31 protein-coding genes, 1 tRNA gene and 1 pseudogene are annotated in these 26,303 nt (G+C 43.0%); 10 read left to right on the forward strand and 23 right to left on the reverse strand.

The window, feature by feature from the left end; translation table 11 throughout:
- Window positions 1–68: 68 nt before the first annotated feature.
- The 11 genes from BFM96_RS00885 to BFM96_RS00930 form a co-directional block, all read right to left on the reverse strand.
- Window positions 69–1,097, reverse strand: coding sequence for an acyl-CoA thioester hydrolase/BAAT C-terminal domain-containing protein (locus tag BFM96_RS00885; RefSeq protein WP_068989167.1), 1,029 nt, complete (start codon window positions 1,095–1,097; stop codon window positions 69–71).
- A gap of 313 nt (window positions 1,098–1,410) precedes the next feature.
- Window positions 1,411–1,926, reverse strand: coding sequence for an SP0191 family lipoprotein (locus tag BFM96_RS00890; protein WP_068989171.1), 516 nt, complete (start codon window positions 1,924–1,926; stop codon window positions 1,411–1,413).
- Window positions 1,923–2,531 (reverse strand): SP0191 family lipoprotein, encoded by a 609-nt coding sequence (locus tag BFM96_RS00895; protein ID WP_068989175.1) that lies wholly within the window; start codon window positions 2,529–2,531, stop codon window positions 1,923–1,925. The genes BFM96_RS00890 and BFM96_RS00895 overlap by 4 nt, the downstream gene beginning before the upstream one ends.
- 213 nt (window positions 2,532–2,744) lie before the next feature.
- On the reverse strand, window positions 2,745–3,044 hold the full coding sequence (locus BFM96_RS00900) for a DUF2200 family protein (RefSeq protein ID WP_068989178.1): 300 nt from the start codon (window positions 3,042–3,044) through the stop codon (window positions 2,745–2,747).
- Window positions 3,045–3,109: 65 nt separating this feature from the next.
- A complete protein-coding gene (locus tag BFM96_RS00905) occupies window positions 3,110–4,774 on the reverse strand; it encodes a DAK2 domain-containing protein (RefSeq protein ID WP_068989181.1) in 1,665 nt (554 codons plus the stop codon).
- Window positions 4,775–4,776: 2 nt separating this feature from the next.
- On the reverse strand, window positions 4,777–5,142 hold the full coding sequence (locus BFM96_RS00910) for an Asp23/Gls24 family envelope stress response protein (RefSeq protein ID WP_068989183.1): 366 nt from the start codon (window positions 5,140–5,142) through the stop codon (window positions 4,777–4,779).
- Between the two features lie 212 nt (window positions 5,143–5,354).
- The gene (gene rpmB, locus BFM96_RS00915) at window positions 5,355–5,543 is read right to left on the reverse strand and encodes a 50S ribosomal protein L28 (RefSeq protein WP_001140948.1); all 189 of its coding nucleotides are present in this window, start codon (window positions 5,541–5,543) and stop codon (window positions 5,355–5,357) included.
- Window positions 5,544–5,650: 107 nt separating this feature from the next.
- On the reverse strand, window positions 5,651–6,319 hold the full coding sequence (locus BFM96_RS00920; protein ID WP_068989185.1) for a hypothetical protein: 669 nt from the start codon (window positions 6,317–6,319) through the stop codon (window positions 5,651–5,653).
- Between the two features lie 3 nt (window positions 6,320–6,322).
- On the reverse strand, window positions 6,323–6,769 hold the full coding sequence (locus BFM96_RS00925) for a LytTR family DNA-binding domain-containing protein (protein WP_145939739.1): 447 nt from the start codon (window positions 6,767–6,769) through the stop codon (window positions 6,323–6,325).
- 341 nt (window positions 6,770–7,110) lie between these two features.
- Window positions 7,111–7,209: a hypothetical protein gene (locus BFM96_RS11420; protein WP_229676530.1), complete on the reverse strand. Its 99-nt coding sequence runs from the start codon at window positions 7,207–7,209 to the stop codon at window positions 7,111–7,113.
- Window positions 7,210–7,457: 248 nt separating this feature from the next.
- A tRNA-Thr gene (locus tag BFM96_RS00930) sits at window positions 7,458–7,530 on the reverse strand.
- Window positions 7,531–7,664: 134 nt separating this feature from the next.
- On the opposite strand from BFM96_RS00930, the gene adhP reads away from it, so the two are divergent.
- From adhP to BFM96_RS00980, 10 genes and pseudogenes are all read left to right on the forward strand, one after another.
- Window positions 7,665–8,681, forward strand: coding sequence for an alcohol dehydrogenase AdhP (gene adhP, locus BFM96_RS00935; protein ID WP_068989187.1), 1,017 nt, complete (start codon window positions 7,665–7,667; stop codon window positions 8,679–8,681).
- 287 nt (window positions 8,682–8,968) lie between these two features.
- Complete coding sequence (locus tag BFM96_RS00940; protein ID WP_068989191.1) at window positions 8,969–9,958, forward strand: PTS sugar transporter subunit IIB; 990 nt, start codon at window positions 8,969–8,971, stop codon at window positions 9,956–9,958.
- A gap of 80 nt (window positions 9,959–10,038) precedes the next feature.
- Window positions 10,039–10,839 carry a PTS mannose/fructose/sorbose transporter subunit IIC gene (locus BFM96_RS00945; RefSeq protein WP_068989194.1) on the forward strand — a complete coding sequence of 267 codons (801 nt, stop codon included), beginning with the start codon at window positions 10,039–10,041 and terminating at the stop codon, window positions 10,837–10,839.
- A gap of 15 nt (window positions 10,840–10,854) precedes the next feature.
- Window positions 10,855–11,766, forward strand: a complete 912-nt coding sequence (locus BFM96_RS00950; protein WP_068989195.1) for a PTS system mannose/fructose/sorbose family transporter subunit IID — start codon at window positions 10,855–10,857, stop codon at window positions 11,764–11,766.
- Window positions 11,767–11,917: 151 nt separating this feature from the next.
- On the forward strand, window positions 11,918–12,289 hold the full coding sequence (locus tag BFM96_RS00955) for a DUF956 family protein (protein WP_068989199.1): 372 nt from the start codon (window positions 11,918–11,920) through the stop codon (window positions 12,287–12,289).
- 210 nt (window positions 12,290–12,499) lie between these two features.
- Window positions 12,500–13,777, forward strand: a complete 1,278-nt coding sequence (serS, locus tag BFM96_RS00960) for a serine--tRNA ligase (protein WP_068989201.1) — start codon at window positions 12,500–12,502, stop codon at window positions 13,775–13,777.
- A 598-nt stretch (window positions 13,778–14,375) separates the two neighbouring features.
- A complete protein-coding gene (locus tag BFM96_RS00965; protein WP_068989203.1) occupies window positions 14,376–14,561 on the forward strand; it encodes a hypothetical protein in 186 nt (61 codons plus the stop codon).
- Window positions 14,542–14,892, forward strand: coding sequence for an IS66 family insertion sequence element accessory protein TnpB (gene tnpB / locus BFM96_RS00970; RefSeq protein WP_068989208.1), 351 nt, complete (start codon window positions 14,542–14,544; stop codon window positions 14,890–14,892). Before BFM96_RS00965 ends, tnpB begins: the two co-directional genes overlap by 20 nt.
- Window positions 14,893–14,941: 49 nt before the next feature.
- Window positions 14,942–15,148 (forward strand): IS66 family transposase, encoded by a 207-nt coding sequence (locus BFM96_RS00975; RefSeq protein ID WP_068989211.1) that lies wholly within the window; start codon window positions 14,942–14,944, stop codon window positions 15,146–15,148.
- Window positions 15,051–16,453, forward strand: a pseudogene (locus tag BFM96_RS00980) (IS66-like element short variant transposase). The gene BFM96_RS00975 and the pseudogene BFM96_RS00980 overlap by 98 nt, the downstream one beginning before the upstream one ends.
- Window positions 16,454–16,591: 138 nt before the next feature.
- Here BFM96_RS00980 and BFM96_RS00985 read toward each other — a convergent pair.
- The 12 genes from BFM96_RS00985 to fabT form a co-directional block, all read right to left on the reverse strand.
- Window positions 16,592–17,362 carry an acetyl-CoA carboxylase carboxyl transferase subunit alpha gene (locus BFM96_RS00985; protein WP_068989214.1) on the reverse strand — a complete coding sequence of 257 codons (771 nt, stop codon included), beginning with the start codon at window positions 17,360–17,362 and terminating at the stop codon, window positions 16,592–16,594.
- Entirely contained in the window at window positions 17,359–18,219 is an 861-nt protein-coding gene (gene accD, locus BFM96_RS00990) for an acetyl-CoA carboxylase, carboxyltransferase subunit beta (protein WP_068989217.1), read from the reverse strand. The genes BFM96_RS00985 and accD overlap by 4 nt, the downstream gene beginning before the upstream one ends.
- A 61-nt stretch (window positions 18,220–18,280) precedes the next feature.
- A complete protein-coding gene (accC, locus tag BFM96_RS00995) occupies window positions 18,281–19,648 on the reverse strand; it encodes an acetyl-CoA carboxylase biotin carboxylase subunit (protein WP_068989220.1) in 1,368 nt (455 codons plus the stop codon).
- 14 nt (window positions 19,649–19,662) lie between these two features.
- Window positions 19,663–20,085 (reverse strand): 3-hydroxyacyl-ACP dehydratase FabZ, encoded by a 423-nt coding sequence (gene fabZ, locus BFM96_RS01000; RefSeq protein ID WP_068989224.1) that lies wholly within the window; start codon window positions 20,083–20,085, stop codon window positions 19,663–19,665.
- The gene (gene accB / locus BFM96_RS01005) at window positions 20,082–20,546 is read right to left on the reverse strand and encodes an acetyl-CoA carboxylase biotin carboxyl carrier protein (protein ID WP_068989227.1); all 465 of its coding nucleotides are present in this window, start codon (window positions 20,544–20,546) and stop codon (window positions 20,082–20,084) included. The genes fabZ and accB overlap by 4 nt, the downstream gene beginning before the upstream one ends.
- Window positions 20,547–21,779, reverse strand: a complete 1,233-nt coding sequence (gene fabF, locus BFM96_RS01010; RefSeq protein ID WP_068989228.1) for a beta-ketoacyl-ACP synthase II — start codon at window positions 21,777–21,779, stop codon at window positions 20,547–20,549.
- A 10-nt stretch (window positions 21,780–21,789) separates the two neighbouring features.
- Window positions 21,790–22,524, reverse strand: coding sequence for a 3-oxoacyl-[acyl-carrier-protein] reductase (gene fabG / locus BFM96_RS01015; RefSeq protein WP_068989233.1), 735 nt, complete (start codon window positions 22,522–22,524; stop codon window positions 21,790–21,792).
- Window positions 22,525–22,529: 5 nt separating this feature from the next.
- A complete protein-coding gene (gene fabD, locus BFM96_RS01020; protein WP_068989235.1) occupies window positions 22,530–23,450 on the reverse strand; it encodes an ACP S-malonyltransferase in 921 nt (306 codons plus the stop codon).
- Window positions 23,443–24,417, reverse strand: a complete 975-nt coding sequence (gene fabK / locus BFM96_RS01025) for an enoyl-[acyl-carrier-protein] reductase FabK (RefSeq protein WP_068989240.1) — start codon at window positions 24,415–24,417, stop codon at window positions 23,443–23,445. Before fabK ends, fabD begins: the two co-directional genes overlap by 8 nt.
- A gap of 158 nt (window positions 24,418–24,575) precedes the next feature.
- On the reverse strand, window positions 24,576–24,797 hold the full coding sequence (locus BFM96_RS01030; RefSeq protein WP_068989243.1) for an acyl carrier protein: 222 nt from the start codon (window positions 24,795–24,797) through the stop codon (window positions 24,576–24,578).
- A 48-nt stretch (window positions 24,798–24,845) separates the two neighbouring features.
- Window positions 24,846–25,820: a beta-ketoacyl-ACP synthase III gene (locus tag BFM96_RS01035; protein WP_068994088.1), complete on the reverse strand. Its 975-nt coding sequence runs from the start codon at window positions 25,818–25,820 to the stop codon at window positions 24,846–24,848.
- Entirely contained in the window at window positions 25,820–26,254 is a 435-nt protein-coding gene (gene fabT, locus BFM96_RS01040; protein WP_068989245.1) for a fatty acid biosynthesis transcriptional regulator FabT, read from the reverse strand. The genes BFM96_RS01035 and fabT overlap by 1 nt, the downstream gene beginning before the upstream one ends.
- Window positions 26,255–26,303: the final 49 nt, after the last annotated feature.

Consider the following 26,303-nt stretch of genomic DNA (forward strand, 5'->3'; position numbering starts at 1 on the left):
TTCTGACCTCCTTTTGTAATTTGACTCATTTTCACTATAACAGCTTTTGCCTAAATTTTAAAAAAGAATTACTGATTTTCAATTGGTGCATGCCAGCTCGCTAAATACGAAAGTAGGCGACGGTCGCTATCTTCTCTCGCTTCTCGGTTAGCTTTTTCCGTTCCTCCAACCTTCATATACATTCCACCTGCATCAGCTACGCCATTTCCAATAAATATATGCCCTGCTTCTGGATAAAGGTGCACCATCGTCTTATCTGGTCGGCGAGCCTTTATCTCCTCTACCATCTTGCCACTTTCCCACACTTGATCATCCCCTCCTGCAAATAACACGATATCTGCTTTAGCTTTCTCAATTGGAATCCGTTTCATTGCTCGCTCTTCATCTATATCAACTGCTGTCTGATACAGTTTCAAGTAAGAGATAGGTGATTTGGTCACGAAATCCCAAAACAAAGCAAGAGAACCTGCCTTAGTCATATCAACGTAGGGAATCGGTTTTCCTGCTTGTGACCAAGATGACGAAATATTTTGAAAATCCAATCCTGCAAAGACATAGCTCGAGGGCGCATAAGCCACCACATGATCAATCGAATCATATAAAGAAGCCAGAAGAAGACTATACTCTGCTCCTTTTGAAGCCCCAATCAAGGTAATAGGTCCTAGCTCTCCTAAATCTTTACGGATATAGGTTTCCATTTCTTCATAATACTCAACTGGTACATCGACCAAGGTCTCCTGCTGATTGGGCATACCAAAGAAGAACAAGGCTAAGACCCTATAGCCGTTTTGGGCTAACATTACAGCTCTTTCATAGGCTGGACTTCCCTCCGAACCACCAAATGTGACGATGACTCCCTCATGCTTGCGAAGTTTCGGTTTCAAGGAAAAGCCATTGAGATAGTTTCCTTCAATATGCTCGATCGTGACCCCCTCAATAGTCGTATTATATAGGGAAATATCTTGGGGATTGCGATAATGAGATAGACTTCCCATTTCCTTTTGTTGATACTGTCGGTCGTTCCACATTCGTAGTCCAACGATACTCAGAATCCCTGTGAGAACAACGACAACCAATCCTAGCAAAAAACGTTTCATTTACTTATCCTCCTTTTGTAATTTCATGAGTTTCTTGAACAACTAACTCATCTGATCGAATATATAAACAGCAATCCCAAGAGTGGCATAGACTTCCCACGGGAAACCTCCTTCAAACTGTCGCCCTATAAAGTGATAGGTAGCAACTCCTGCAAGGGTTAGGACAATGACTTTTACAATCTACTGTCTCATTCTCCTTTTCTCTTTATAGCCAGTATACGCCTTCTCCCTTTTTCTCACTAGATAGATTTGTCATGGAAAAATGTGACAAATGTCATAAAAAAATTCCCTTCGATTGCTCGAAGAGAATGGGTTAGTGGACTTCTACTAGGCCTTCGTCTTTCAGACTTTCGATTAAATCGTCGGCTGTAACATTCATCAATTGATCCAAATCAAATTTTTTCAAAAGCTCTGACTGACGAGCTTCCTTGAGATTTAAGGTTTCCATATCAAAATGGAGGGTCAAGCGAAAAACTTGCTGGTCGGTCAATTCACTGGTCAAATCAAATCCTTCCAAGGCTTGCAAACGTTCAAATTCTCCCTGCAGGTCAAGTCCTGCCTCAATTAAAGCAAGAACTTCCGTTGCATCCAAGCGGGTAATATACTCTTTTTCCTGCTCACTCAAAGGCCTTTCAACGATAAGATCCAAAGTCAAGACTTTCGAGCCTCTGCTCGTGACTTTTGCCTCTTCTTCCAGACCTTTGACCGTCCCCTTAAAAACTCGCGTCACTTCTTCGGCCTGCACTGACGGTTTCACCTGCTCAAGCTTAGAACTACAAGCACCAAGCATTAAAAATGAAAATACGAGAAGCATCCCTAATCGTTTCATTGACCTTCTCCTTTTTCTACAGCTGAATCGTCTGTCACCTCACTAAGACCAATCACTTTTAGACCAGCAATATAGGTCACTGGGGACATTTCCTGGATTTCTTTCAAAGGAATATCACTAAACATCGGCAAGGATTTCAACTGACTGGTATCCATTTTATCAATATCCAAATCAATATCAGCTTGCAGTCGCCTATCTTCTGTAATCTGGTAAAGGACATTCACCCCTTCCATCGCAGCTACTGACTGGTAAGCCTCATTCTTTTCGACTCCTTCTTGAAAGACCTGTCGCAGCTGTTCCAATGTCAAATTATCAGCAACAGCCCTCATATTTTCTGGAAGATTGCCAATCAGTTTCAATTTCAGATGAAGAATTTTCTTCCCTTGATAAGTAATCATATCTTGACGAGTGGTGCCATTAACCTCACCTGCAAAGGTACGTGTCACCATCTCTTGCAATTCTTCTGTACTTGAAGATTCTGCCGTTTTCGATAAACTGGTCTCCTGACTAGAAGAAGTCTTTAAACTATTTTTTCCCTTGGCATTCAAAAAACAGCCCGTCAAACACATCCAGCCCAATAAGACTAAAGGAATAACTTTTTTCATACTATTCTCCTCTCCCCATTGAGCATATCATTTTAGGCTAAACTTGTCAAATCTAGCACTCTGATAGACTTTTCAGCTCATTTTCGATGAAAAATAGACTGCAAATCCTTCTCTTTTACCAGCTCGTCCACCACCTTATCCAAGTATCAAATGCGTCGCATCGTCAAATCTACAATCGTTTCAATCTGCACGCCACAGAGTTTCTCTCTGATTTTACTCGCATCTGGATGGAGATTGGAAAATGAAGAAAAAATCGCGTACGGAAACACCCCGACAAAGTTTTTCGATCAAACTCTTCTCATCATCCCCCATCAGCCAATAAATGACTTGAGCTAACTCTTCTTGCTTTCCTACTTTGTTTAGATAAGCATCGTAGATACTAGTAAAAACACATCTGATACTCTTTAAAATCAAACTCTGACCAGGCAACGAAACCGCAGGGATAACAAAAGTTAGCTGAGTTAGCCCGTCAGATTTTGATTTTTGACGAGTATGATACAATCTATCACTCATAGAAACTCTTTTTCAAAAGAAAAGACAAAGCTGATAGTCACGCCTATCCTGCTTTGTCAATTGTCTTATTCTACACTAAAGAGATATGGATAAACTGGCTGTCCGCCTTGGTAGATTTCCACTTCCACATCTTCAAATTGCTCCATAATATCTTGAGAGATTTCATTGGCCAATTCTTCGCTGCCTTCTTCTCCCACATAAATGGTTACAATTTCGCTGTCCGTATCTAACATCTTGCTGAAGGTTTCACGCAAGGATTCCTTGATATCTGGATTTGACACGACAATCTTACCATCTACCATGCCAAGATTATCGTTTTCATGAATATCTAGCCCATCAATCGTCGTATCGCGAACGGCTGTGGTAATGCTACCACTCACGACATCCTCTAGCGAAGCTGACATCCGCTCTTGATTTTCCTCGATAGACTTAGTCTCATCAAAGGCAAGAAGACTTGTCAATCCTTGTGGCAAGGTCCGCGTTTCAATCACTGCCGTCGGCTGCTCTAATACTTCTGCTGCTGACTGCGCTGCCATAAAGATATTTTTGTTATTTGGCAAAATAATGATATTGCGAGCATTGACCTGCTCAACAGCCTTGATAAAATCTTCTGTCGAAGGATTCATAGTCTGTCCACCAGAGATGATATAATCAGCTCCCTGAGCCTTGAAAATCTCTGCTAACCCATCTCCGGCTACAACTGCAATAATAGCATACTCTTTTTCTTCTGCTGGCTTCACAGCTTTTTCTTCTTTTTGAACTTGTGCTTCATGCTGATTGCGCATATTGTCGACCTTGACCTTGACAAGACTTCCGTATTTCAGACCTTCTTGCATGACAAGTCCTGGATCCTCTGTATGAACATGGACCTTGACAATCTCATCATCATTAACTACCAAAAGCGAATCCCCAAGATCATTGAGGTAGTTTCTGAAATGATCATAGTCAAAATCTTTGACATAGGTTGGCCCTTGACCCAGAGCTACCATGATCTCTGTACAGTAGCCAAATTGGATATCTTCAGTCGCAACATGCCCTGCTACAGACTTGTGGTGCTCTGCATTGATCATCTCTGTCATCGTGGCAGGCGTTGCTTCAAAATCATCAGAAGCGATATACTCCCCAGTTAACGCAGACAAAAATCCTTCATAGATAAAGACTAGCCCTTGACCACCTGAGTCCACCACACCAACTTCTTTCAGCACTGGAAGCATGTCTGGAGTCTTGGCAAGAGCTGTTTTCGCCCCCTCAAGTGCCCCTTTCATCACTTCAACTGCATCATTGGTTTGATCAGCTTTTTTCTTAGCTCCAATCGCTGCTCCACGAGAAACGGTCAAAATCGTTCCCTCAACAGGTTTCATGACAGCCTTGTAAGCCACTTCCACACCTGATTGGAAAGCGAGTGCCAAGTCTTTTCCATCCAATTCTTCTTTTTCTTTGACACTTTGAGAAAAACCGCGGAAAAGCTGAGAAGTAATCACCCCAGAATTTCCCCGTGCACCCATCAACAACCCTTTTGCAAAAATGCTAGCTACCTGACCAACCGTTGATGCTGAGTTATTTGAAACCTCTTTTGCTCCATTTTCGATGGTCATGCCCATATTGGTCCCCGTATCGCCATCTGGAACGGGGAAAACATTCAAAGAATTGACATATTCAGCTTGTTTATTTAAGCGAGTGGATGCCGCCTGCACCATTTCTTGAAATAAACTCGTAGTAATTTTTGACACAATTATTCTCCTACAACTTTGATATTTTGGATATAGACATTGACCGTATCGGCTGTAATGCCCAATTGGTTTTCGAGGCTAAATCTAACACGTTCTTGGATATTTTTTGACACTTCGCTAATCTTTGTGCCATAACTCAAGACGGTATAAACATCCACTGCAATGCTGCCTTCTTCCGTTGTTTTCACAACCACACCTTTTGAGAAGTTTTCACGACGAAGAAGCGCTTGGAAATTGTCTTTAAGCGCATTTTTGCTCGCCATTCCCACCACACCAAAAATCTCGGTCGCAGCTCCTCCAACAATTGTCGCAATGACATCATCTGTTAGTTCAATTTGACCATCTTTTGTATTGATTTTTACAGTCATTATTTGTACCTCAATTATTTTATACTTTATTCTACCATATTTTAAGCAAGCTGTAAAAAAGGAACGTGTCTAGGCGGATTTTATTGGAAAATCAGCACTAGATACTAAAATCACCCCGTCAGCCTAAACTCATCCAGCACCGCTCAGCTTGTAAAAAAGAGGTCCTAGAGACCTCCCTTTACTAGCAAAAAACAACCCCATCGGGCTGTTTTTTAAACGCGTTCTACTTTGCCTGATTTAAGGGCACGAGCTGAAGCCCAAACTTTTTTAGGTTTTCCATCAATCAAAACAGTTACTTTTTGAAGATTTGGTTTTACCGCACGTTTTGTTTGGTTCATCGCATGTGAACGGTTGTTTCCTGATACAGTCTTACGACCTGTAAAATAACATACTTTAGCCATGTGTATTCCTCCTCATTTGATCAAATATTACGGATGTGCTAGCACCACATACCAAACTATTCTACCAAAAAAAAGAACGCTTGGCAAGGGGATAACCTCATTTTTTATTAAATATAGATAATTTCCAAATGTCCAAAGGAAACATCACCTGTGACTAAAAGAGTTTTCTCAAAAACTCCATCTACTGGTCTGTAATCAACAGCTCCAAAAGAATTATCCACTCGTAAATCTACACACCAAATTCTAGGAATGTAAAGTGTGAGATTACCAAAAGAAACATCTACTACAAATTGTGCTCTGTTTTCTATTATATTAGCATTATCTAGGTAGACTGTCGCATCTCCAAATGAGACATCCGCACTACCCTCTCTAAAAGCGTCATCACTGATGTATTTGGTCGTCGAACCAAAGGAAACTTCCACATGATTACCAGAGCTTGCCTCTTGAAAACTTCTTTTTCTCAATCTCTTCTGCCATTTTTGGGGTTTAAAGAGGATATTAAGACCAATCACTGCACAGATGGTCGTAAGGATTAAAACAGAGTTTTCAATCGGTAAAAATCGATAAGTGCTATTAAGGGCAAAAATGCAGAGCAAGCCAAATATTCCTGTCACAATAAAATCTCTCTGCAGCAAGTGCTTTATCGCCACATAAGCTGTAAAAGCTACCCAAGCCCAAAGCCAGATAGTTATCTGAAAATCCTTCCACCAAAAACCTCCAATTAAAATCGTCACCGCTAACAGCAGAAAAAGAATTCCAACTATATTTTTTTTCATATCCTACCTCATTTCTCGTAATTTTTCTTTTAGCAATTGGTAATAGTGCCGTGATACATGCACTTGCTTATGGGTTTTGTAGAAACTGATTCGACTAGTTCCTGAAAAGGACTTGTCTAGCGAATAAATCGCTTGAGTATTGGCAATAGTGGACTTGGAAATGCGACAGAAATAATAGGGCAAGTAGTCCTCCAATTCATACAGTTTAAGCTTTACCTCGTAGGCATCCTCGGCAGAATGTGCAAAGATTTTACTGCCATCTGTTTCAAAAAAGAGAATCTCCTCCACTCTCAAGAAGTATTCGCTCGTGCCCTTGTAAAAAATAAGAGGCTTTGCTATCATCTGCTGTAAACTTCTCTGAATGAGGGCCAGCTCCTCTCCAAATTGCGCCGTCCGAATCACCACCTCCGTCTCCGACAATGTCTCATCTAACTCTACACGAATCCGCACACAGATCCCCCCTCTCACTGCTTCATCCTTTGCTACCATTATAGCACCCCATCGACACAATACAAGAGGTTCTACGTAAGTGGTTAAAAATAGCCAGTAAGTGGTTGGGGTGAGCATAGAAAAAGGATTGGATGTTTCACAACCGCAATCCTTATCTAATTTATTGCTGATAAAAATAGAAAAAGCAATCCGATGACTGCTTGTAAGATATTTCTCATAAATAGCACACGGAATATACTCTGCCCACAAGGTCGGAAAAATCTCTAGCAAATAAAATCCCATAGCTTGATAAAACGCGTTCGTCTGATTATAGGCTTCATAGCAGCCCTTAGCCACAGTTTTCACCTGTAAAAACAAACACTTTTCTTAGCCCGCTCCCCTAAAACAGCTAACAGCCTGCGTCCAACTCCACGACGGTGCCTATTTTTCTTGAGTGCCATACAGTGAATTTCTGCACAATCAGGACTTGGATAAGAAAGAGTGATGAAACCCACTGTCTAATTATGCTCATAGACGACCCTCATAGGAAGCTTTCGTGCCTCTTGGCAATAAGCCTCGCTACTCTCTGGAATTCCAAACCATTCCTGTAAATCCGCCAAAATTTCCTTTGCCAAAAGGTATTTTTCATCACTATCGTAACATTTGATAATTTCTACGGTTATCCAACTTTAATATAAGTCATAAAATATGCCGATTATAGGGCTCGAACCTACGACCTACGCGTTACGAGTGCGTTGCTCTACCAACTGAGCTAAATCGGCTTTTCAGTCATATTATAGCACTTTCATCTCGCATGTCAAGTGATTAAAACATAAAATATAATTTTTGCAACCGTTTGCTTTTTCAAAAAGTTTGTGATATAATGAACATATCAAAACAAATTGGAGGAACCGTTATGAAAGCTGTTGTTGTAAATCCCGAATCTACTGGTGTAGAAGTTGTTGAAAAAGAACTGCGTCCACTAGAAGCTGGCGAAGCTCTGGTCGAAATTGAATACTGTGGTGTTTGCCACACAGACCTTCACGTAGCTCACGGTGACTTTGGCCAAGTTCCTGGTCGTATCCTCGGACATGAGGGCATCGGGATTGTCAAAGAAATCGCTCCAGATGTGAAAAGTTTGAAAGTCGGCGATCGTGTCAGTGTAGCTTGGTTCTTTGAAGGTTGTGGTGCCTGCGAATATTGTAATACAGGTCGTGAAACACTCTGCCGTACTGTAAAAAATGCTGGCTACTCTGTTGATGGAGGAATGGCTGAGCAATGTATCGTAACAGCTGACTATGCGGTCAAAGTCCCTGAAAACCTCGATCCAGCCCAAGCAAGCTCTATCACTTGTGCCGGCGTAACGACTTATAAAGCCATCAAGGAGGCTCAACTCACCCCAGGTCAATGGATTGTGATCTTTGGAGCAGGAGGACTTGGAAATCTAGCCGTTCAATACGCGAAAAAAGTCTTCAATGCCCATGTTGTCGCTGTTGATATTAACAATGATAAATTAGAATTAGCCAAACAAGTCGGCGCTGATATCGTCATCAACGGACGTGAGGTGGAAGATGTGGCTGGTCTTATCCAAGAAAAGACAGGCGGTGCTCATTCAGCTGTCGTAACTGCCGTATCAAAAGTAGCCTTTAACCAAGCGGTCGACAGTGTCCGTGCTGGTGGTCGTGTCGTAGCCGTTGGTCTTCCATCTGAAATGATGGATCTCAGCATTGTCAAAACTGTCCTTGATGGCATTCAAGTCGTTGGTTCTCTTGTTGGTACTCGTAAAGATCTCGAAGAAGCCTTCCAATTCGGAGCCGAAGGCTTGGTTGTTCCCGTCGTTCAAACTCGTCCAGTGGAAGACGCTCCTGCTGTCTTTGACGAAATGGCTGAGGGAACTATTCAAGGTCGAATGGTACTTGACTTTACTCACTAATTTTGCTTATTTATCTAACTACACAGGGTTGTCAGCTTACAGCCCTGTTTTTCATTTCCTTTCAAAAATCATGAAAAAATCAAACAAAATTGAAAATATGTTCATATTATAATATATCTCGAATTCTTTATCTATCTATTTTTTAACTATTTTCAATCAGAAAAATTTTCAAAATTTTTACTTTTTTAGTAAAAGACTTGCAATTTTTTTGAAAACGTTTTATACTTAGTAAGTCTTAAAGTTTTCTTAAAACTTAGGTCAAACATTTTAAAGGAGGAAAGACAATAATGAGTATCGGAATCATTATTGCAAGCCATGGTGAATTTGCTGCGGGCATTCATCAATCTGGCTCCATGATTTTTGGTGAGCAAGAGAAAGTTCAAGTTGTAACTTTCATGCCAAATGAAGGTCCAGATGATTTGTACGCAAAGTTTAATGCTGCCGTGGCTGCTTTTGATGCGAATGACGAAGTTTTGGTCTTGGCAGACTTATGGAGTGGCTCTCCATTTAACCAGGCTAGCCGAGTAATGGGTGAAAATCCAGATCGTAAATTCGCAATCATCACTGGCTTGAATTTACCAATGTTAATCCAAGCCTACACAGAACGCATGATGGATGCAAATGCAGGTGTTGATGCAGTTGCTGCGAATATCATCAAAGAAGCAAAAGATGGTATCAAAGCTCTTCCTGAGGAACTAAATCCTATCGAAGAATCTAGTGCTCCAGCACAAGCTGTCGTAGCACAGGCTGCGATTCCAGAAGGCACTGTTATCGGAGATGGCAAGCTTAAAATCAATCTTGCTCGTATCGATACACGTCTCTTGCACGGTCAAGTCGCAACGGCTTGGACTCCTGACTCAAAAGCGGATCGTATTATCGTTGCTTCTGACTCAGTTGCAGCAGATACCCTTCGGAAAGAGTTAATCAAGCAAGCTGCACCAGGAAATGTCAAAGCCAATGTCGTGCCAATCAAAAAATTGATTGAAGTAGCAAAAGACCCACGCTTTGGAAATACCCATGCCCTCATCTTGTTTGAAACTCCTCAAGACGCTCTTCGTGCGATTGAAGGTGGAGTTCCTGTGAAAACATTGAACGTCGGCTCTATGGCTCACTCAACTGGTAAAACCATGGTCAACAACGTCCTTTCTATGGACAAAGATGACGTTGCAACCTTTGAAAAATTGCGTGACCTTGGCGTTGAATTTGACGTTCGTAAAGTACCAAATGATTCTAAAAAAGATTTGTTTGACCTGATTAGCAAAGCAAATGTCCAATAGTCAGTCATCTGATTTGTTCGAAAAAATCATTTAGAACATCAACCTTATATATTTCTATTTTTATATGAAAGGATAACAACATGTCATTTATCTCAATGATTTTGGTCGTTGTAGTCGCATTCCTTGCTGGTATGGAAGGAATCCTCGACCAATTCCAATTTCACCAACCAATCGTTGCTTGTACCCTTATCGGACTTGTGACTGGTAACCTTACTGCTGGGGTTATGCTTGGAGGAGCTCTCCAATTGATCGCCCTTGGTTGGGCAAATATCGGAGCTGCTGTTGCACCGGATGCTGCCCTTGCTTCTGTTGCAGCTGCAATCATCTTGATTAAAGGTGGCGACTTCTCACAAGGAGCTATCAGTGTTGCTCAAGGAATTGCGATTCCTCTTGCAATCGCAGGTCTTTTCCTTACCATGCTCGTTCGTACTGCTTCTGTCGCTCTTGTGCACGGAGCTGATGCGGCTGCTGAAAAAGGAAACTTTGCTGCTCTTGAGCGTTACCACTTAATCGCTCTCTCTCTTCAAGGACTTCGTATCGCTGTTCCTGCTGCTCTTCTTCTTGCTATTCCAGCTGAGTCCGTACAAGCTATGCTTGAGTTGATGCCTGAATGGCTCAAAGGTGGTATGCAAGTCGGTGGTGGTATGGTTGTAGCCGTTGGTTTTGCCATGGTTATCAACATGATGGCAACTCGCGAAGTATGGCCTTTCTTTGCTATTGGTTTCGTACTTGCTGCCGTAACAGACATCACTTTGATTGGTTTTGGTGCCCTTGGTGTGGCCATCGCCCTTATCTACCTTCACCTTTCAAAAACAGGTGGAAATGGTGGCGGAGGAGCTAGCTCTAACGATCCAATCGGCGATATCCTAGAAGACTACTAAGAAGGGAGATTTACAATGTCAGAAAAATTACAACTTTCCGTAAACGACCGTAAAAAAGTATGGTGGCGTTCTCAATTCCTTCAAGCTTCTTGGAACTACGAGCGTATGCAAAACTTGGGTTGGGCTTACTCTTTAGTCCCTGCCCTTAAAAAACTCTACACTAGTAAAGAAGATCAAGCTGCGGCTCTCAAACGCCACATGGAATTCTTCAATACGCACCCATACGTTGCTGCTCCTATCATCGGGGTAACACTTGCTCTTGAAGAAGAACGTGCAAATGGAGCAGATATTGACGATGCTGCTATTCAAGGGGTGAAAATCGGGATGATGGGGCCTCTTGCTGGTATCGGTGACCCAGTCTTCTGGTTTACTGTTCGTCCAATCCTCGGCTCTCTTGGTGCCTCTCTTGCCCTTTCAGGAAATATCATCGGACCAATTATCTTCTTTGTTGCTTGGAACTTGATCCGTATGTCCTTCTTATGGTACACACAAGAAATCGGCTACAAAGCTGGTTCTGAAATCACCAAAGACATGTCTGGCGGTATCCTCCAAGACATCACAAAAGGTGCTTCTATCCTTGGGATGTTTATCCTTGCGGTTCTCGCACAACGTTGGGTATCTATCAACTTTACCTTCAATGTCTCTGAAGTACCGCTTGCCAAAGGAGCTTTCATTGAATGGGATAAATTGCCAGCAGGCAGCGAAGGAATTCGCCAAGCCTTTGAACAAGTTGGTCAAGGACTTTCACAAACTCCTACTAAGGTCACAACCTTCCAAGATAACTTGAATGGCTTGATCCCAGGATTCATGAACTTGCTCCTTACCTTCCTATGTATGTGGTTGTTGAAGAAAAAAGTGTCTCCAATCACCATCATCATTGGCCTCTTTATCGTTGGTATCCTTGCTCGTGTAGCAGGTATCATGTAAACATGAATTCTACTAGAAGAAGGTTCCGGCCTTCTTTTAGTGTTTTTCATCCCAACTATCGACAAGATAGCAAGCAAACCTCAGAAACTGGAAATAAATCCAATCTATAAATGTGGTATAATAGAGAAAACAAGAACGATAAGGAATCATCATGGCACAATCACAAAATAAAACCGTTGAATTTCAGACAACTGGTGTCTCTTACCTCGGAATTGGAGGAAAGGTCGGCAAATTTTTAGTTGGTGACAAGGCTCTAGAATTCTACGCCGATGCCAATGTGGAAGACTATATCCAAATCCCTTGGGAAAATGTTCTACAAATTGGTGCAAACGTCTCTGGAAAAACGGTCAGTCGGCATTTCCAAGTTTTTACAGACAGTGGGAAATTCCTCTTTGCCTCCAAAGATGCTGGTAGCATTCTCAAACATGCTAGAAGCCATATCGGCAATGAAAAAGTCATCAAATTACCCACTCTTTTGCAAACAATCGGTCACTTTTTTAAAAATCTATTTGCAAAAAAGTGAAAAATCAAGTATAATAATTGCAACGGATAAGTAGTATCAGGCGTTTTTCAGAAAGTCTGCGGTCGCTGTGAGCAGATAAGCAAGGGATATGAAATTCTACCGTTTCATTTATTTTCATACAAAAACAAGTGCACTCATGTGAAGTTGGATGGAACCGTGGCTCTGTCACTCCAACACGTTCATGGGTGTATTTTTTATAGGAGGAAGAACATGTTAGATATCAAACGTATTCGTGCCGATTTTGACGGTGTCGCTGCAAAACTTGCAACCCGTGGAGTAGCAACTGAGACCCTCGCTCACATCAAGGAACTCGATGCCAAACGCCGTGAGGTCTTGGTCAAGGTAGAGGAGCTAAAAGCTGAACGCAATACCGTATCCGCTGAAATTGCCCAAGCAAAACGCAACAAGGAAAATGCGGACGATAAGATTGCAGCTATGCAAACCCTCTCTGCAACGATCAAGGAGCTCGATGCTGAACTCCTTGCCATCGACGAAGAATTGCAAGCCATTCTCGTCATCTTACCAAATACGCCACATGATAGCGTACCAGTTGGGGCAGATGAAGAAGAAAATGTTGAAGTTCGTCGTTGGGGAACACCACGCGAATTCGACTTTGAACCAAAAGCTCACTGGGATCTTGGGGAGGACTTGGATATTCTTGACTGGGAGCGTGGAGCTAAGGTAACCGGCGCTCGATTCCTCTTCTACAAGAACCTCGGTGCTCGCTTGGAACGTGCCCTCTATAACTTCATGCTCGATGAGCATATTGCTGAAGGCTATCAAGAAATCATCACTCCTTACATGGTCAACCATGATTCAATGTTTGGCACAGGGCAATATCCAAAATTCAAGGAAGATACCTTTGAACTAGACCAAACCAACTTTGTCCTTATCCCAACAGCGGAAGTGCCGCTTACCAACTACTACCGTGATGAAATTTTAGACGGCAAAGACTTGCCTATTTACTTCACCGCTATGAGCCCATCCTTCCGTTCAGAAGCTGGCTCTGCTGGTCGTGATACCCGTGGTTTGATTCGCCTACACCAATTCCATAAAGTTGAAATGGTCAAATTTGCCAAACCAGAAGAATCTTACGAAGAACTAGAAAAAATGACAGCCAACGCAGAAAACATCCTTCAAAAATTAGGACTTCCTTACCGTGTTCTTGCTCTTTGCACAGGCGACATGGGCTTCTCCGCTGCGAAGACCTACGATTTAGAAGTCTGGATTCCTGCTCAAAATACCTACCGTGAAATTTCTAGCTGTTCTAATACAGAAGATTTCCAAGCACGCCGTGCTCAAATCCGCTACCGTGATGAGGCAGATGGTAAGGTCAAACTCCTTCATACCTTAAACGGTTCAGGACTAGCTGTGGGTCGTACTGTCGCTGCTATTCTTGAAAACTACCAAAACGCAGACGGCTCTGTGACTATTCCAGAAGTCCTTCGACCATACATGGGTGGCGCAGAAGTCATTGCACCGAAATAAGACCGTTTATAGATAAAAATAGGTTGAGGCTTACTCAATCTATTTTTTAGACCAATATGGGCATAGGATATGAACTTTTCATTTAACACTCGGCAAAAATCAAAATCCGACTATGAAACAAAACCACAAGTAGAACTAGAGTTCAGCAAGGTGAATGATACTCATTAAATTTCAAAAACAGGTCTTTTACATATATCTATTTATCCGTGCTCTAAAATAGAGCAAGTTAGGTGAATGAAGTTGTGATGCTTTTTCAGTGAATGAAATGAACAGTAATAGAAAAGAGGACATTTATGTCCAAACCACCTAGGAAAGTCTCAAAAACGCTAATTTTGATTTTTGATAATACTCATTTAATTTCAAAAATAGCATTTTATCTATAAGTAGTCATTTTTTGCTATAAAATAGAGCAGGCTAAGTGGGGCAAATAGGATGCTTTTTCAGCAAATGCAATGGATAGTAATAAAAAATAGCAAACTATTTAAGTAAGTTGCAAAAATGCTGACTTTGATTGTAACCGCCCCATAACCAGGTGTCTATGATATTTTCCACGCCTCTAGTATACTGTTATCAGAAAACAGAACTGGAGGCTATTTTGATGTCACAACCTATTATTCCCTTGAAAACACCACAATCTCGTCGATTTCCTCATAAATCCAGAAATGATCTGGTACTGAAAATGGGTATTGGAAAAGTTGAACTAAGCTTGTTCCAATCTCTTCATCAAGAAACACTGGAAACTATTTTAAATAAGGTACTTACTTATGAGCATCCAACTCAGTGATTTAGGGCAGGTCTATCTGGTTTGCGGCAAAACCGATATGCGTCAAGGGATTGATTCGCTGGCTTATCTGGTAAAAAGTCAGTTCAACCTTGATCCCTTTTCTAGTCAAGTTTTTCTCTTCTGTGGCGGCCGCAAAGACCGTTTCAAGGCCCTTTATTGGGATGGACAAGGTTTCTGGTTGCTTTACAAGCGATTTGAAAACGGCAAACTCACTTGGCCTAATGATGAACATGAGGTCAAAGCCCTCACTTCCGAGCAAGTAGACTGGCTGATGAAGGGATTTTCGATAAGTCCTAAAATAAAATCTACAAAAAGTCGTGATTTCTATTGAAATCATGGCTTTTCTTTCGGTATAATAAAGAAAAATGGAGGGTGAGACTATGAAAGAGCTATTAGCCATTATTAAACAACAAGCAGCTGTTAACCAACAACTCACAAATGAACTTGCTCTCCTTCGTGAACAAGTAGCTTATCTGACACAAAAGCTTTATGGCAAGTCATCAGAGAAGGTTGTGTATCAACCTGGTCAGCTCAGCTTATTCGGTGAGGAAAGCCTACCTGAAGAAGAATCTGACTTGCCCAGGTGATACAGAAACGATTACCTATCAACGCAAGAAAACTAAGGGAGTTCGTCAGGCTGTTTTCAGTCAGTTTACTCCAGAGATGGTTCATCATGAACTAAAAGGCGAAGACTGCACTTGTCCAGACTGTCACGGTCAGTTGACAGAGATTGGCTCAACCGTCCAACGGCAAGAGTTGGTCTTCATCCCTGCACAATTGAAGCGGATTGACCATGTCCAACATGCCTATAAATGTCAAGCATGTAGCCAGAAGAATCTTAACGATAAGATTATCAAAGCTCCTGTTCCTAAGGCTCCTTTGGCACATAGCCTAGGGTCAGCCTCCATTATTGCCCACACCATTCACCAGAAATTCAATCTCAAGGTCCCCAACTACCGCCAAGAAGAGGATTGGAACAAGCTTGGCTTGCCAATCACACGGAAGGAAATCGCCAACTGGCACATCAAGTCTAGTCAGTATTATTTCGAGCCGATTTATGACCTTCTGCACGAGAAATTACTAGAACAACCTGTTCTCCATGCGGATGAGACTTCTTACAGGGTCTTAGAAAGTGATAGCCAGTTGACCTTCTACTGGACCTTCTTATCTGGCAAGCATGAAGAACAGGGCATCACTCTTTATCATCACGATAAAGGGCGGAGTGGCTTGGTTGTGAAGGAGTTTCTTAGAGACTATAATGGCTATGTCCATTGTGACATGTGGTCTGCCTATAGGCAGTTAGAACGAGCTCAGCTAGTTGGTTGTTGGGCTCATGTCAGAAGATCTTCTTCGAGGCGACGCCTAAAAAGGCAGACAGGACTTCCTTGGGTGCTAAGGGATTAGCCTATTGCGACCGCTTATTTGCTTTGGAGAATGACTGGGTTGACCTCTCTACTGAAGAGCGACTACATAAACGCCAGGCAGAGTTAGCCCCTTTGATGGACGAGTTCTTCAACTGGTGCCGCAATCAATCTATTTTACCTGGATCAAAACTTGGTCGTGCGATAGAGTATAGCCTTAAGTATGAAGAACTATTCAAGGCAGTTCTTCAAGATGGCCGCTTGGTTCTATCCAATAATGCAGCAGAACGCGCTATTAAGTCCTTGGTCATGGGACGGAAAAATTGGTTGTTTTCCCAAAGTTTTGAGGGAGCTAAAGCAACTGCCATTATCCTGAGTTTACTGGAGACAGCTAAGAGGCATGGTCTTGATTCAGAGAAATACATCACTTATCTTCTAGACAATCTACCAAACGAGGAGTCACTCGCAAAAAAGGAGATTCTAGAGGCTTATTTACCGTGGACTGAACGAATTCAGAACAACTGCAAATAGAAAAGTTCCAGAGTCAAGCAAGACTTTGGAACTTTTTCAATATACCTCGTTATGGGGCGGTTACGTTTGATTTTCACTGAGTATAAATATAAAAAATGAGAGCAGGCGAGTTCAATGAAATTACCTGTTCCTCATTTTTTAATATTTTCGAAAACGTGCGTAACGTTGTTCAAGTAATTCGTCCACGGATTGGCTCGACAAATGTTTTAGCTCTTCGATAAGGGCTTGTTGGATATCTGCAAGCAATTCCTGTCTCTTTAATCCTGTCTCCGAAAAGACACGATCGACAACTGCCATCTCTAGCAGCTCATGGGAAGTGATTTTCATCAATTCTGCGGCTTCCATTGCTCGTCTGCCATCCTTCCATAAAATCGATGCAAAACCTTCTGGACTTAAAACTGCATAAATGGAATTTTCTAACATCCAAACTCGGTCAGCTACAGCCAGAGCCAAAGCTCCACCTGAGCCCCCTTCACCAATGATAATAGCAATGATTGGCACCCTCAAATTACTCATTTCAAGAAGATTGCGTGCAATGGCCTCTCCTTGCCCTCGCTCCTCGGCTCCCACTCCTGGATAGGCTCCAGCAGTATTGATAAAGGTCACAATAGGACGCCCAAACTTCTCAGCCTGCTTCATCAAGCGGAGTGCTTTACGATAGCCTTCTGGGTGGGGTTGACCAAAATTTCGTTTTAAATTTTCTTGTAAGTTACGTCCCTTTTGAATGCCGATAATGGTCACCGCTTGCCCATTCAACCGAGCAAGACCTCCGATAACTGCACCATCATCGCGAAAAGAGCGATCGCCATGTAATTCCATAAAATCATCAAACAAGAGTTCAGCATAATCCAGAGCTGTCAAACGAGCCTGATCACGCGCCTCTTTGATAATCCGAGTAATCTTGGTCATTTTTTACCTCCATGAAAAGCCAGCAAACGGCCGATGGTTTCTCGCAATTCTCCACGTTTGACAATGGCATCGACAAAGCCATGTTCCAAGAGAAACTCAGCCTTTTGAAAATCATCTGGTAATTGTTCACGAACCGTAGATTCAATCACTCTACGACCTGCAAAGCCAACCAAGGCCTGTGTTTCTGCCAAAATAATATCTCCCTGCATGGCAAAAGAGGCTGTCACGCCGCCAGTCGTCGGATCGGTTAAAATCGTCAAATAAAACAAACCAGCGTCTGAATGGCGTTTCACAGCAGCTGAAACTTTGGCCATTTGCATCAAACTCATAATCCCTTCTTGCATCCGAGCACCCCCAGAAGCGGTAAAGAGAGTTACAGGTAATTGTTCTGCTGTCGCAATTTCAAACAAACGAGTGATTTTTTCTCCGACCACAGTACCCATACTGGCCATGATAAAGTTAGAATCCATAATACCTAGGGCTGTTTTCTGCCCAGCAATCTCGGCAATCCCTGTCAACACTGCCTCATCTAAGCCCGTTTCCTTTTGAATGGCTGTAATTTTTTCTTGGTAACGAGGAAAGGAAAGAGGATCCTTGGTTTCCAAACCTGTAAACCATTCCTCGAAAGTCCCCTCATCCACCGTCAAAGCTAATCGCTCATAAGCCGAAATTCGAAAGGTATAGTCGCAATTTGGACAAATTCGCTCACTGCCCAAATCCTTTTGGTAAATGATATGTTTGCAGCTTGGACACTTGGAAAATAGCTCGTCTGGCACCTCAGGCTTTACTTGAGGACGCCTATTCGAGCGATTGGGATTAATCCGAATATATTTATCCTTTTTAGCAAATAAAGCCATTTTCACTCCTTTTTCTATCAATTACTCCCTACATAGACTTGGAAACTATCTATAAATATTTCTACTGATCTGCTTGATAATTTGGTAAAAATTTCTCCATCAAGAAAGCCGTGTCGTAATCTCCAGTAATCACATTGGGAGAAGAAATCAAGTCTAACTGAAACTCACTATTGGTCACGATACCGTCAATTTCTAGCTCATAAAGAGCCCGTTGCATCTTCATCAATGCATCGAAACGATTTTCCCCATGCACGATAATTTTGGCAATCATACTATCATAATACGGCGGAATGGTGTAACCAGGATAAACTGCTGAATCCACACGCAGACCTACACCCCCACTTGGCAGATAGAGGTTTGAAATCTTCCCTGGACTTGGTGCGAAGTTATGGGCAGGATTTTCCGCATTGATCCGACACTCAATAGCATGGCCCTTTAGAACAATATCCTCTTGGCTAAGTGCTAAGTCCAGCCCTGCTGCAATGCGAATCTGCTCTTTTACAATGTCAACACCTGTAACAAATTCGGTTACGGGATGTTCCACCTGCACCCGTGTGTTCATCTCCATAAAGTAGAAATTTCCACTGCTTTCGTCCAGTAAAAATTCAATCGTGCCTGCATTTTCATAACCGACAAACTGAGCCGCTCGCACAGCTACATCCCCAATCGCCTTGCGCAGACTAGGGCCAATCGCCACAGACGGACTTTCTTCCAGCACCTTTTGATTATTGCGCTGAAGGGAGCAATCTCGCTCTCCCAAGTGAATCGTATGCCCCTTTTGATCAGCTAAAATCTGTACCTCAATATGACGAGCAGGATAAATCACTTTCTCGATATACATAGCTCCGTTTCCAAAGGCAGCCTTGGCTTCACTGGAAGCAGACTCGAAAGCCTCTTTTAAGTCTGCTTTCTGCTCCACCTTGCGAATGCCCTTACCTCCACCTCCGGCAGCTGCTTTTAGCATAATCGGATAGCCAATAGCATCCGCAACCAGCACGGCCTCATCTGCTGTTAAAACTTCGCCTTCTGAGCCTGGGATAACCGGCACACCAGCGGCCATCATTTGCTGCCTAGCATTGATTTTATCCCCCATCAAGTCCATGACTCGGCCAGACGGTCCAATAAATCGAATGCCAATCTCCTCGCACATGGTTGCAAATTTGGCATTCTCACTTAAAAATCCAAAACCTGGATGAATGGCTTCTGCCTCTGTCAACACAGCCGCTGACAAAATAGCATTGATATTGAGATAAGAATCCGTAGATTTGGCAGGACCAATACAAATGGCCTCGTCTGCTAAAAGAGCATGCAGAGCTTCTTTATCAGCCGTTGAATAGACCGCCACGGTACTAATGCCCAGTTCTCTAGCCGCACGGATAATGCGAACAGCAATTTCCCCTCGATTGGCAATCAAAATTTTACGAAACATCGAGTATGTCTCCTTTATTCTCCCAAGGCAAAGGTCAGAATGCCGCTTGCAGCAAGAACACCATCTACCTCTGCCTTAGCCTCTACTACCGCAATTCGTCCACGTCGCTTTACAAAACGAGCAGTCATGATGAGTTGGTCACCTGGAACGACTTGCTTTTTAAATTTCACCTTGTCCATCCCTGCATAAAAGACTAATTTCCCTTTATTTTCTGGTTTGGACAGCTCCAAAGCACCGGCTGTTTGAGCCAAAGCTTCCATGATAAGGACACCTGGCATAACCGGATAGGACGGAAAATGACCACTAAAAAATGGTTCGTTGATGGTCACATTTTTAAGAGCCACAATGGTATCCTCCGTCACCTCGAGCACCCGATCCACTAAGAGCATCGGATAGCGGTGGGGAAGAGCGTCTTGAATATCTCGAATATCCATCATGCTAAGCGCACCAATCCTTTCCCATACTCGACCATCTCTTCGTTTGCCACCAAGATTTCTGTGACTACTCCATCTCTCGGTGCTGGAACTTCGTTCATCACCTTCATAGCTTCGATAATAAGAAGCGTTTGACCTTTTTGAACCCGATCACCTACTTGGACAAAGGCTGGTTTATCAGGACCTGATGCTAAATATGCCACCCCCACCAAGGGGCTCTCTACCACTTCTCCTTCTGGCATCGTCGCTTCTACCTGGCTAGGTGTTGCCTCCACAAGCTCAGAAAGCTCTGAGTTTGTAGCTCCTGATTGAGGTACTGCTACTTTTTCCACTTCCTGCAGGGGTTGAAGTTTCGTTTCATTTTTTGAAAATGTAAGTTCAAATTCCTCTTGTTTATAAGAAAATTCTCTCAGACTTGACTGGTCAAATTGGGCCATCAAATCTTTGATATCATCGATCTTCATCTAATCCTCCCAGCGTTTGAAGGCCAGCACAGCATTGTGACCTCCAAAGCCAAATGTATTGGAAATTGCATACGGAATTTCCTGTGCTTTTCCTTGCCCGTAGATGACATTTGCTTCAATATCATCTGACAAGACCGTTGTTCCTGCTGTCATCGGCACAAAGCTATGATGAATGGCTTCAATGGTTGCAATAGCTTCTACAGCACCCGCAGCTCCGAGCAAATGACCTGTGAACGACTTCGTTGAGGAAACTGCCACATCTTTTCCAAGTGCCGCAACAATTGCTTGACTTTCCCCCTTTTCATTGGCAGGCGTTGACGTTCCATGTGCATTCACGTAAGCAACTTGATTAGGAGCCAATTCTGCTTCCTCAAGAGCCAATCGAATCGCCCGAATTGCTCCTTTTCCTTCTGGATGAGGCGAGGTCATGTGATAGGCATCACAGGTATTGCCATACCCAACAATCTCTGCTAAAATCTTAGCCCCACGTGCCTTTGCACTCTCTAAACTTTCCAAGACCAGCATCCCTGCACCTTCTCCCATGACAAAGCCATTTCTCTCCTTGTCAAAGGGAATCGAAGCTCGTTTTGGATCTTCTGTTGTAGAAAGGGCCGTCAAACTTTGGAAACCAGCAATGGCAAAGGGAGTAATCGTGGCTTCTGCTCCTCCAACTAACATCACATCCTGAAAACCAAACTTAATCGCTCGGAAGGCTTCTCCGATAGCATCATTTGATGAAGCACAGGCTGTATTGACTGATTTACAAATGCCCTCAGCTCCGACCCTCATCGCCACATTGCCTGCTGCCATATTAGGCAAGGCTTTGGGCAAGGTCATCGGTTTTACCCGCTTAGCTCCCTTTTCATGAAGTCGAATTACTTGCTCTTCAATCTCTTGAATGCCTCCAATGCCAGAGGCTACAATCACCCCAAAACGTTCTTTATCAAGATTTTCCAACTCAAGATTGGCATGTTCCACCGCTTCAAGAGAGGCATATAAAGCATACAAGGAGTACCAATCGTATCGGTTGGTATCTTTTTTTACAAAATACTTATCAAAAGGGAAATCCTTGATTTCAGCCGCATTATGCACGCTGTATTCACTGGTATCAAACTTGGTAATTGGACCAATCCCGATTTTTCCTGCTTCCAGATTTTTCCAAAACTCCTCTGGACTGTGTCCAATCGGAGATGTCAGCCCATACCCTGTCACCACAACACGATGTAATTTCATACAAACTCCTTTACTGCATCGTCAAACCACCATCTAAGGCGATTACCTGACCTGTCATGTACTCTTGCTTGGCAAGAAATACTGCAACCTCTGCGACCTCTGCTGGTTTCCCAAAGCGTTTCATGGGAATCTGTGCCAAGGTAGCATCCTTGACCTTCTCTGGCAACACATCTGTCATATCCGATTCAATCATGCCGGGTGCAATGACATTGACGCGGACATTGCGGCCAGCCACTTCACGCGCTACCGACTTACTAAAGCCAATCAAGCCTGCTTTTGAGGCTGCATAGTTAGCTTGCCCGATATTGCCCGTCAAACCGACCACACTAGAAATATTGATAATGCTGCCTTCTCTTGCCTTAGTCATAGCTTTTAAGACTGCCTGAGTCATATTAAACGCACCCGTCAGGTTCACTTTTAGAACTTGTTCAAAATCATCCTCAGTTAATTTTAACATAAGTTTGTCTTTCGTGATACCTGCATTATTGACCAAAATGTCCACAGAACCCAACTTTTCACGTGCTTCTTCGACCATCCGCTGGGCATCTCTGCTATCAGACACATCTCCAGAAATCGCTAGGACTTTCACACCGTAGGAAGCAAAGCCTGCCAACAGTTCTTTTCCCACTTCTTTTCGACCATTGACAATCACATTGGCCCCACACGCAGCAAACTGGTGGGCAATCGCAAGCCCAATCCCACGCGTAGAACCTGTGATAAATACGTTTTTTTCTTGTAAATCCATTTTTCTTACTTTCCTAGAAAATCCGCTAAAGTCTTTTCATCTTCCACATGATAAACCGACAAGGACTTGTCAATCTTCTTGAGAAATCCAGACAAGACCTTCCCCGGACCAATTTCAACAAAACTTGTCGCCCCTAATGCTTTCATACGGGCAATACTTTCATAAAATCGTACAGGTTCCATGACTTGGCGTTCAAGCAAGCTCTTGACCTGAGCTATATCGATAATGTCAGCTTCTGTATTTCCCACAACTGGCATTTGAAAGGCTGCAAACTCCACTTCTTTCAAGGTTTCTCCTAATCGACGACTGGCCTCTTTGAGAAGTGCCGTGTGAAAAGGTCCTGAAACCTTGAGCGGAATCATCCGCTTGACCCCAGCTTGAGAAAGAATCTCGACCGCCTCATCAACAGCCCCTACTTCCCCACCGATAACGATTTGAGAGGGCGTGTTGTAGTTGGCAGGCGTAACCACACCTTTATGCGACGCCTGCAAGCAGATTTTTTCAATCATCTCTACATCCGCATTTAGCACCGCCACCATCTTCCCAGAACCTGCTGGGGCAGCTTCTTCCATGAAAGCCCCTCGTTTAGCCACTAGAGCTAGGGCAGAGGCAAATGACAAGCTACCCGCAGCAACCAGAGCCGCATACTCCCCTAACGATAGACCTGCTGCCATATCAGGACGAAATCCATGTTCCTCTAAACAGCGGTAAATCCCAATAGAAGTCGTTAGTATAGCTGGCTGCGTATAGCGCGTCTGATGAAGCTTTTCCTCATCATGGTCAATCAACTCGCGCAAATCATAGCCCAAGATTTCACCGGCTTCTTTAAAAGTCTCTCGAACAATCGCATGATTTTCATATAAATCTCTTGCCATTCCTAGGTACTGGGCACCCTGTCCGGCAAATAGTACAGCTGTTTTAGTCACCTTTTCTCACCCCTGACCAGCGCTTAGCTTCCCGTTCAATCACACGAGCCGCACCATAATAGATATCTTGGATAATTTCCTCAACGGTCTCTTCTTTTGCAACGAGACCCGCAATCTGCCCCGCCATCACAGATCCATTCTCCACATCTCCACGGACAACAGCATTCGCAAGGCTACCTGCCCCCATTTCTTCAAACACGGTCAAATCAGGATTTTCCTGCTTAAAGGCTTCTTTTTCAGCTTGGTCAAATTGGCGGGTTAATTTATTTTTAATGCCACGAACAGCATGTCCAAAATGCTGGGCTGAAATCGTCGTATCAATATCTCTAGCCTTGAGAATCTTTTCCTTATAATTCGGATGGGCATTGGATTCACGAGCTACGACAAACCGAGTTCCCAACTGAACAGCCTCTGCACCTAGCATGAAGGCCGCAGCCGCACCAGCACCATCTGCAATCCCTCCTGCGGCAATCACTGGAATCTCCACAGCCTCTACCACTTGTCTCACCAAGGTCATGGTTGTCAGTTTTCCAATATGGCCTCCTGCCTCCATTCCCTCTGCAATCACAGCATCTGCACCAATTTTCTCCATACGCTTCGCCAGAGCCACGCTTGGAACCACTGGAATTACAGTAATCCCAGCCTCATGAAAACGAGACATGTATTTTCCTGGATTTCCAGCACCAGTCGTTACAACCTTGACTCCCTCTTCGATGACCAAATCAACAATATCCTCTACAAACGGAGAAAGAAGCATGATGTTAACCCCAAAAGGCTTGTCTGTCAAAGCTTTGATTTTATCGATATTGCTTTTCACGACTTCTTTGGGAGCATTGCCGCCACCAATAATGCCTAAACCACCAGCCTTTGATACACTACCAGCCAAGTCGCCATCTGCAACCCAAGCCATTCCTCCTTGAAAAATCGGATAGTCAATCTTCAACAATTCTGTAATACGCGTCTGCACCTGTTATCCTCCTATCTTTGCTTAGCTAATAGTTCCATTTATACTTTGAAAATCAAACTATTAGCCAAACAAGAAAGTGGAACCATTTGCTAGCCAAATCTCCTGCGAACATGACATCGGACTATTTTGTACCTGAGTTCCACTCCCTATTCTATTGGCTATGCACGTTGTTCAACGTAAGCAACCAAATCACCGACTGTATTCAAATCCTCTTCTGCTTCGATTTGGATATCAAACGCATCTTCGATTTCAGAAATCACTTGGAACAAGTCCAATGAATCCGCATCAAGATCATCGAAAGTTGACTCAAGTGTCACTTCTGACGCATCTTTCCCAAGTTCTTCAACGATAATTTCTTGTATTTTCTCAAATACTGCCATGATAGACTCCTTTAAATTTTTTTATCTATGTGTTTTCCACATAAGTAACTAAATAATCACAATGAGTGTCCCCCAGGTCAAGCCCCCGCCAAAGCCAGATAATAAAATTTTCTGACTTCCATCTAGGAAGATATCCCCTTTTTCGACACACTCAGATAGCAAAATTGGAATGCTCGCTGCACTTGTATTGCCATACTCCATCATATTAGCTGGCATTTTTTCTCGTGCAACCCCAATTTTTCGTGCCATTTTATCTAAAATTCGAACATTTGCCTGATGAAGCAAGAACCAGTCAATCTCTTCAGGAACTAAGCCACTTGCAGCAATCGTTTCCTTGATGGACTTGGAAACATCCCTCGTTGCAAAGTCAAAAACAGCTCGACCATCCATCTGCAAATATGGCTCTGTGATTTCTTTTTCAGAAAATGGAGATTGCAAAGACGTTTGACCAGAAGTCAAACAAGCTCCCCTAGAACCATCTGTCCCCTGACTTTCCGCAAGAAAATGCTGCTGGTGACTCGCTTCTAAAAGAACACCGCCAGCTCCGTCCCCAAAGAGGACTGCTGTTGATCGATCAGACCAATCCAGAGTCTTAGAAACTGTCTCGCTCCCGATAATCAACCCACGTTTGTAACGACCAGAAGCAATGAACTTCTCACCAGTAGAGAGGGCAAATACGAAACCACTACAAGCTGCGGTCACATCAAAGGCAAAAGCGTTTCTTGCCTTAATAGCAGCCTGAACCCTTGCGGCTGTTGATGGCATCATCGAATCAGGTGTCATCGTAGCCACAATAATAAAATCAAGCTCATCAGCAGTTATCTGCGCTTTTTCAAGTAATTGCTCCGCAACCTTTGCTGCCAAATCACTCGTCGTTTCTGTACGTGAGATATGCCGTCTTCTAATGCCTGTTCGACTGGCAATCCATTCGTCACTCGTGTCCATTATCTTTGCTAAATCATCATTAGTGATGACTTGCTCTGGCACATAATGGGCTACCTGACTAATCTTTGCATAACTCATCATTTCAAATCCTCGAGAAACTGATATAAATTTTTCAGACCCCTGTCCATCACTTGCATCTCAGCCTCATCCATGCCCTCGATAATCCTCTCAACCATGGCCTTGTGAAACCGTCGATGTAAACGATACACTAGACGCCCTTTTTTAGTCAGATGCAGATGAACCACTCGACGATCTTTTTCAGAACGAATCCGCTCAATATAGCCTTTTCGCTCCAGATTATTCAGACTGGTTGTCACAGTCCCTAATGTCACCATCAATTCTTTGGCTACTTGACTAGGGGTGCCATTAGGATTGTTCCCAATCACATCAATAGTATGCATTTCTTTAATAGAAATGTCTTTAAAGCGACTTCCACGAAGACTAGCCTCTTCAATCACCAACACATTATTAAAAATGGAAGTTAAATAATTATTGACTACCTGGTAATCCAAAAATCGGCTCCTTCTCCAAAACTTTTATCATCAAAACATTTGACCAGAA

The organism is Streptococcus himalayensis (assembly GCF_001708305.1).
GTDB classification, from domain to species: Bacteria; Bacillota; Bacilli; order Lactobacillales; family Streptococcaceae; genus Streptococcus; species Streptococcus himalayensis.

Excerpts from the sequence above, each read along its gene's own strand:
- accD (WP_068989217.1), bottom strand. The coding sequence starts at position 18,219 with ATGGCTTTATTTGCTAAAAAGGATAAATATATTCGGATTAATCCCAAT.
- BFM96_RS00940 (WP_068989191.1), top strand. The coding sequence starts at position 8,969 with ATGAGTATCGGAATCATTATTGCAAGCCATGGTGAATTTGCTGCGGGC.
- accB (WP_068989227.1), bottom strand. The coding sequence starts at position 20,546 with ATGAAGATCGATGATATCAAAGATTTGATGGCCCAATTTGACCAGTCA.
- BFM96_RS01035 (WP_068994088.1), bottom strand. The coding sequence starts at position 25,820 with ATGAGTTATGCAAAGATTAGTCAGGTAGCCCATTATGTGCCAGAGCAA.
- BFM96_RS00900 (WP_068989178.1), bottom strand. The coding sequence starts at position 3,044 with ATGAGTGATAGATTGTATCATACTCGTCAAAAATCAAAATCTGACGGG.
- BFM96_RS00885 (WP_068989167.1), bottom strand. The coding sequence starts at position 1,097 with ATGAAACGTTTTTTGCTAGGATTGGTTGTCGTTGTTCTCACAGGGATT.
- BFM96_RS00950 (WP_068989195.1), top strand. The coding sequence starts at position 10,855 with ATGTCAGAAAAATTACAACTTTCCGTAAACGACCGTAAAAAAGTATGG.
- BFM96_RS00920 (WP_068989185.1), bottom strand. The coding sequence starts at position 6,319 with ATGAAAAAAAATATAGTTGGAATTCTTTTTCTGCTGTTAGCGGTGACG.
- fabG (WP_068989233.1), bottom strand. The coding sequence starts at position 22,524 with ATGGATTTACAAGAAAAAAACGTATTTATCACAGGTTCTACGCGTGGG.
- BFM96_RS00945 (WP_068989194.1), top strand. The coding sequence starts at position 10,039 with ATGTCATTTATCTCAATGATTTTGGTCGTTGTAGTCGCATTCCTTGCT.
- adhP (WP_068989187.1), top strand. The coding sequence starts at position 7,665 with ATGAAAGCTGTTGTTGTAAATCCCGAATCTACTGGTGTAGAAGTTGTT.
- BFM96_RS00955 (WP_068989199.1), top strand. The coding sequence starts at position 11,918 with ATGGCACAATCACAAAATAAAACCGTTGAATTTCAGACAACTGGTGTC.
- BFM96_RS01030 (WP_068989243.1), bottom strand. The coding sequence starts at position 24,797 with ATGGCAGTATTTGAGAAAATACAAGAAATTATCGTTGAAGAACTTGGG.
- BFM96_RS00910 (WP_068989183.1), bottom strand. The coding sequence starts at position 5,142 with ATGACTGTAAAAATCAATACAAAAGATGGTCAAATTGAACTAACAGAT.
- tnpB (WP_068989208.1), top strand. The coding sequence starts at position 14,542 with ATGAGCATCCAACTCAGTGATTTAGGGCAGGTCTATCTGGTTTGCGGC.
- BFM96_RS00985 (WP_068989214.1), bottom strand. The coding sequence starts at position 17,362 with ATGACCAAGATTACTCGGATTATCAAAGAGGCGCGTGATCAGGCTCGT.
- BFM96_RS11420 (WP_229676530.1), bottom strand. The coding sequence starts at position 7,209 with ATGGCACTCAAGAAAAATAGGCACCGTCGTGGAGTTGGACGCAGGCTG.
- rpmB (WP_001140948.1), bottom strand. The coding sequence starts at position 5,543 with ATGGCTAAAGTATGTTATTTTACAGGTCGTAAGACTGTATCAGGAAAC.
- BFM96_RS00895 (WP_068989175.1), bottom strand. The coding sequence starts at position 2,531 with ATGAAAAAAGTTATTCCTTTAGTCTTATTGGGCTGGATGTGTTTGACG.
- fabZ (WP_068989224.1), bottom strand. The coding sequence starts at position 20,085 with ATGATGGATATTCGAGATATTCAAGACGCTCTTCCCCACCGCTATCCG.
- BFM96_RS00965 (WP_068989203.1), top strand. The coding sequence starts at position 14,376 with ATGTCACAACCTATTATTCCCTTGAAAACACCACAATCTCGTCGATTT.
- serS (WP_068989201.1), top strand. The coding sequence starts at position 12,500 with ATGTTAGATATCAAACGTATTCGTGCCGATTTTGACGGTGTCGCTGCA.
- BFM96_RS00890 (WP_068989171.1), bottom strand. The coding sequence starts at position 1,926 with ATGAAACGATTAGGGATGCTTCTCGTATTTTCATTTTTAATGCTTGGT.
- BFM96_RS00975 (WP_068989211.1), top strand. The coding sequence starts at position 14,942 with ATGAAAGAGCTATTAGCCATTATTAAACAACAAGCAGCTGTTAACCAA.
- accC (WP_068989220.1), bottom strand. The coding sequence starts at position 19,648 with ATGTTTCGTAAAATTTTGATTGCCAATCGAGGGGAAATTGCTGTTCGC.
- fabF (WP_068989228.1), bottom strand. The coding sequence starts at position 21,779 with ATGAAATTACATCGTGTTGTGGTGACAGGGTATGGGCTGACATCTCCG.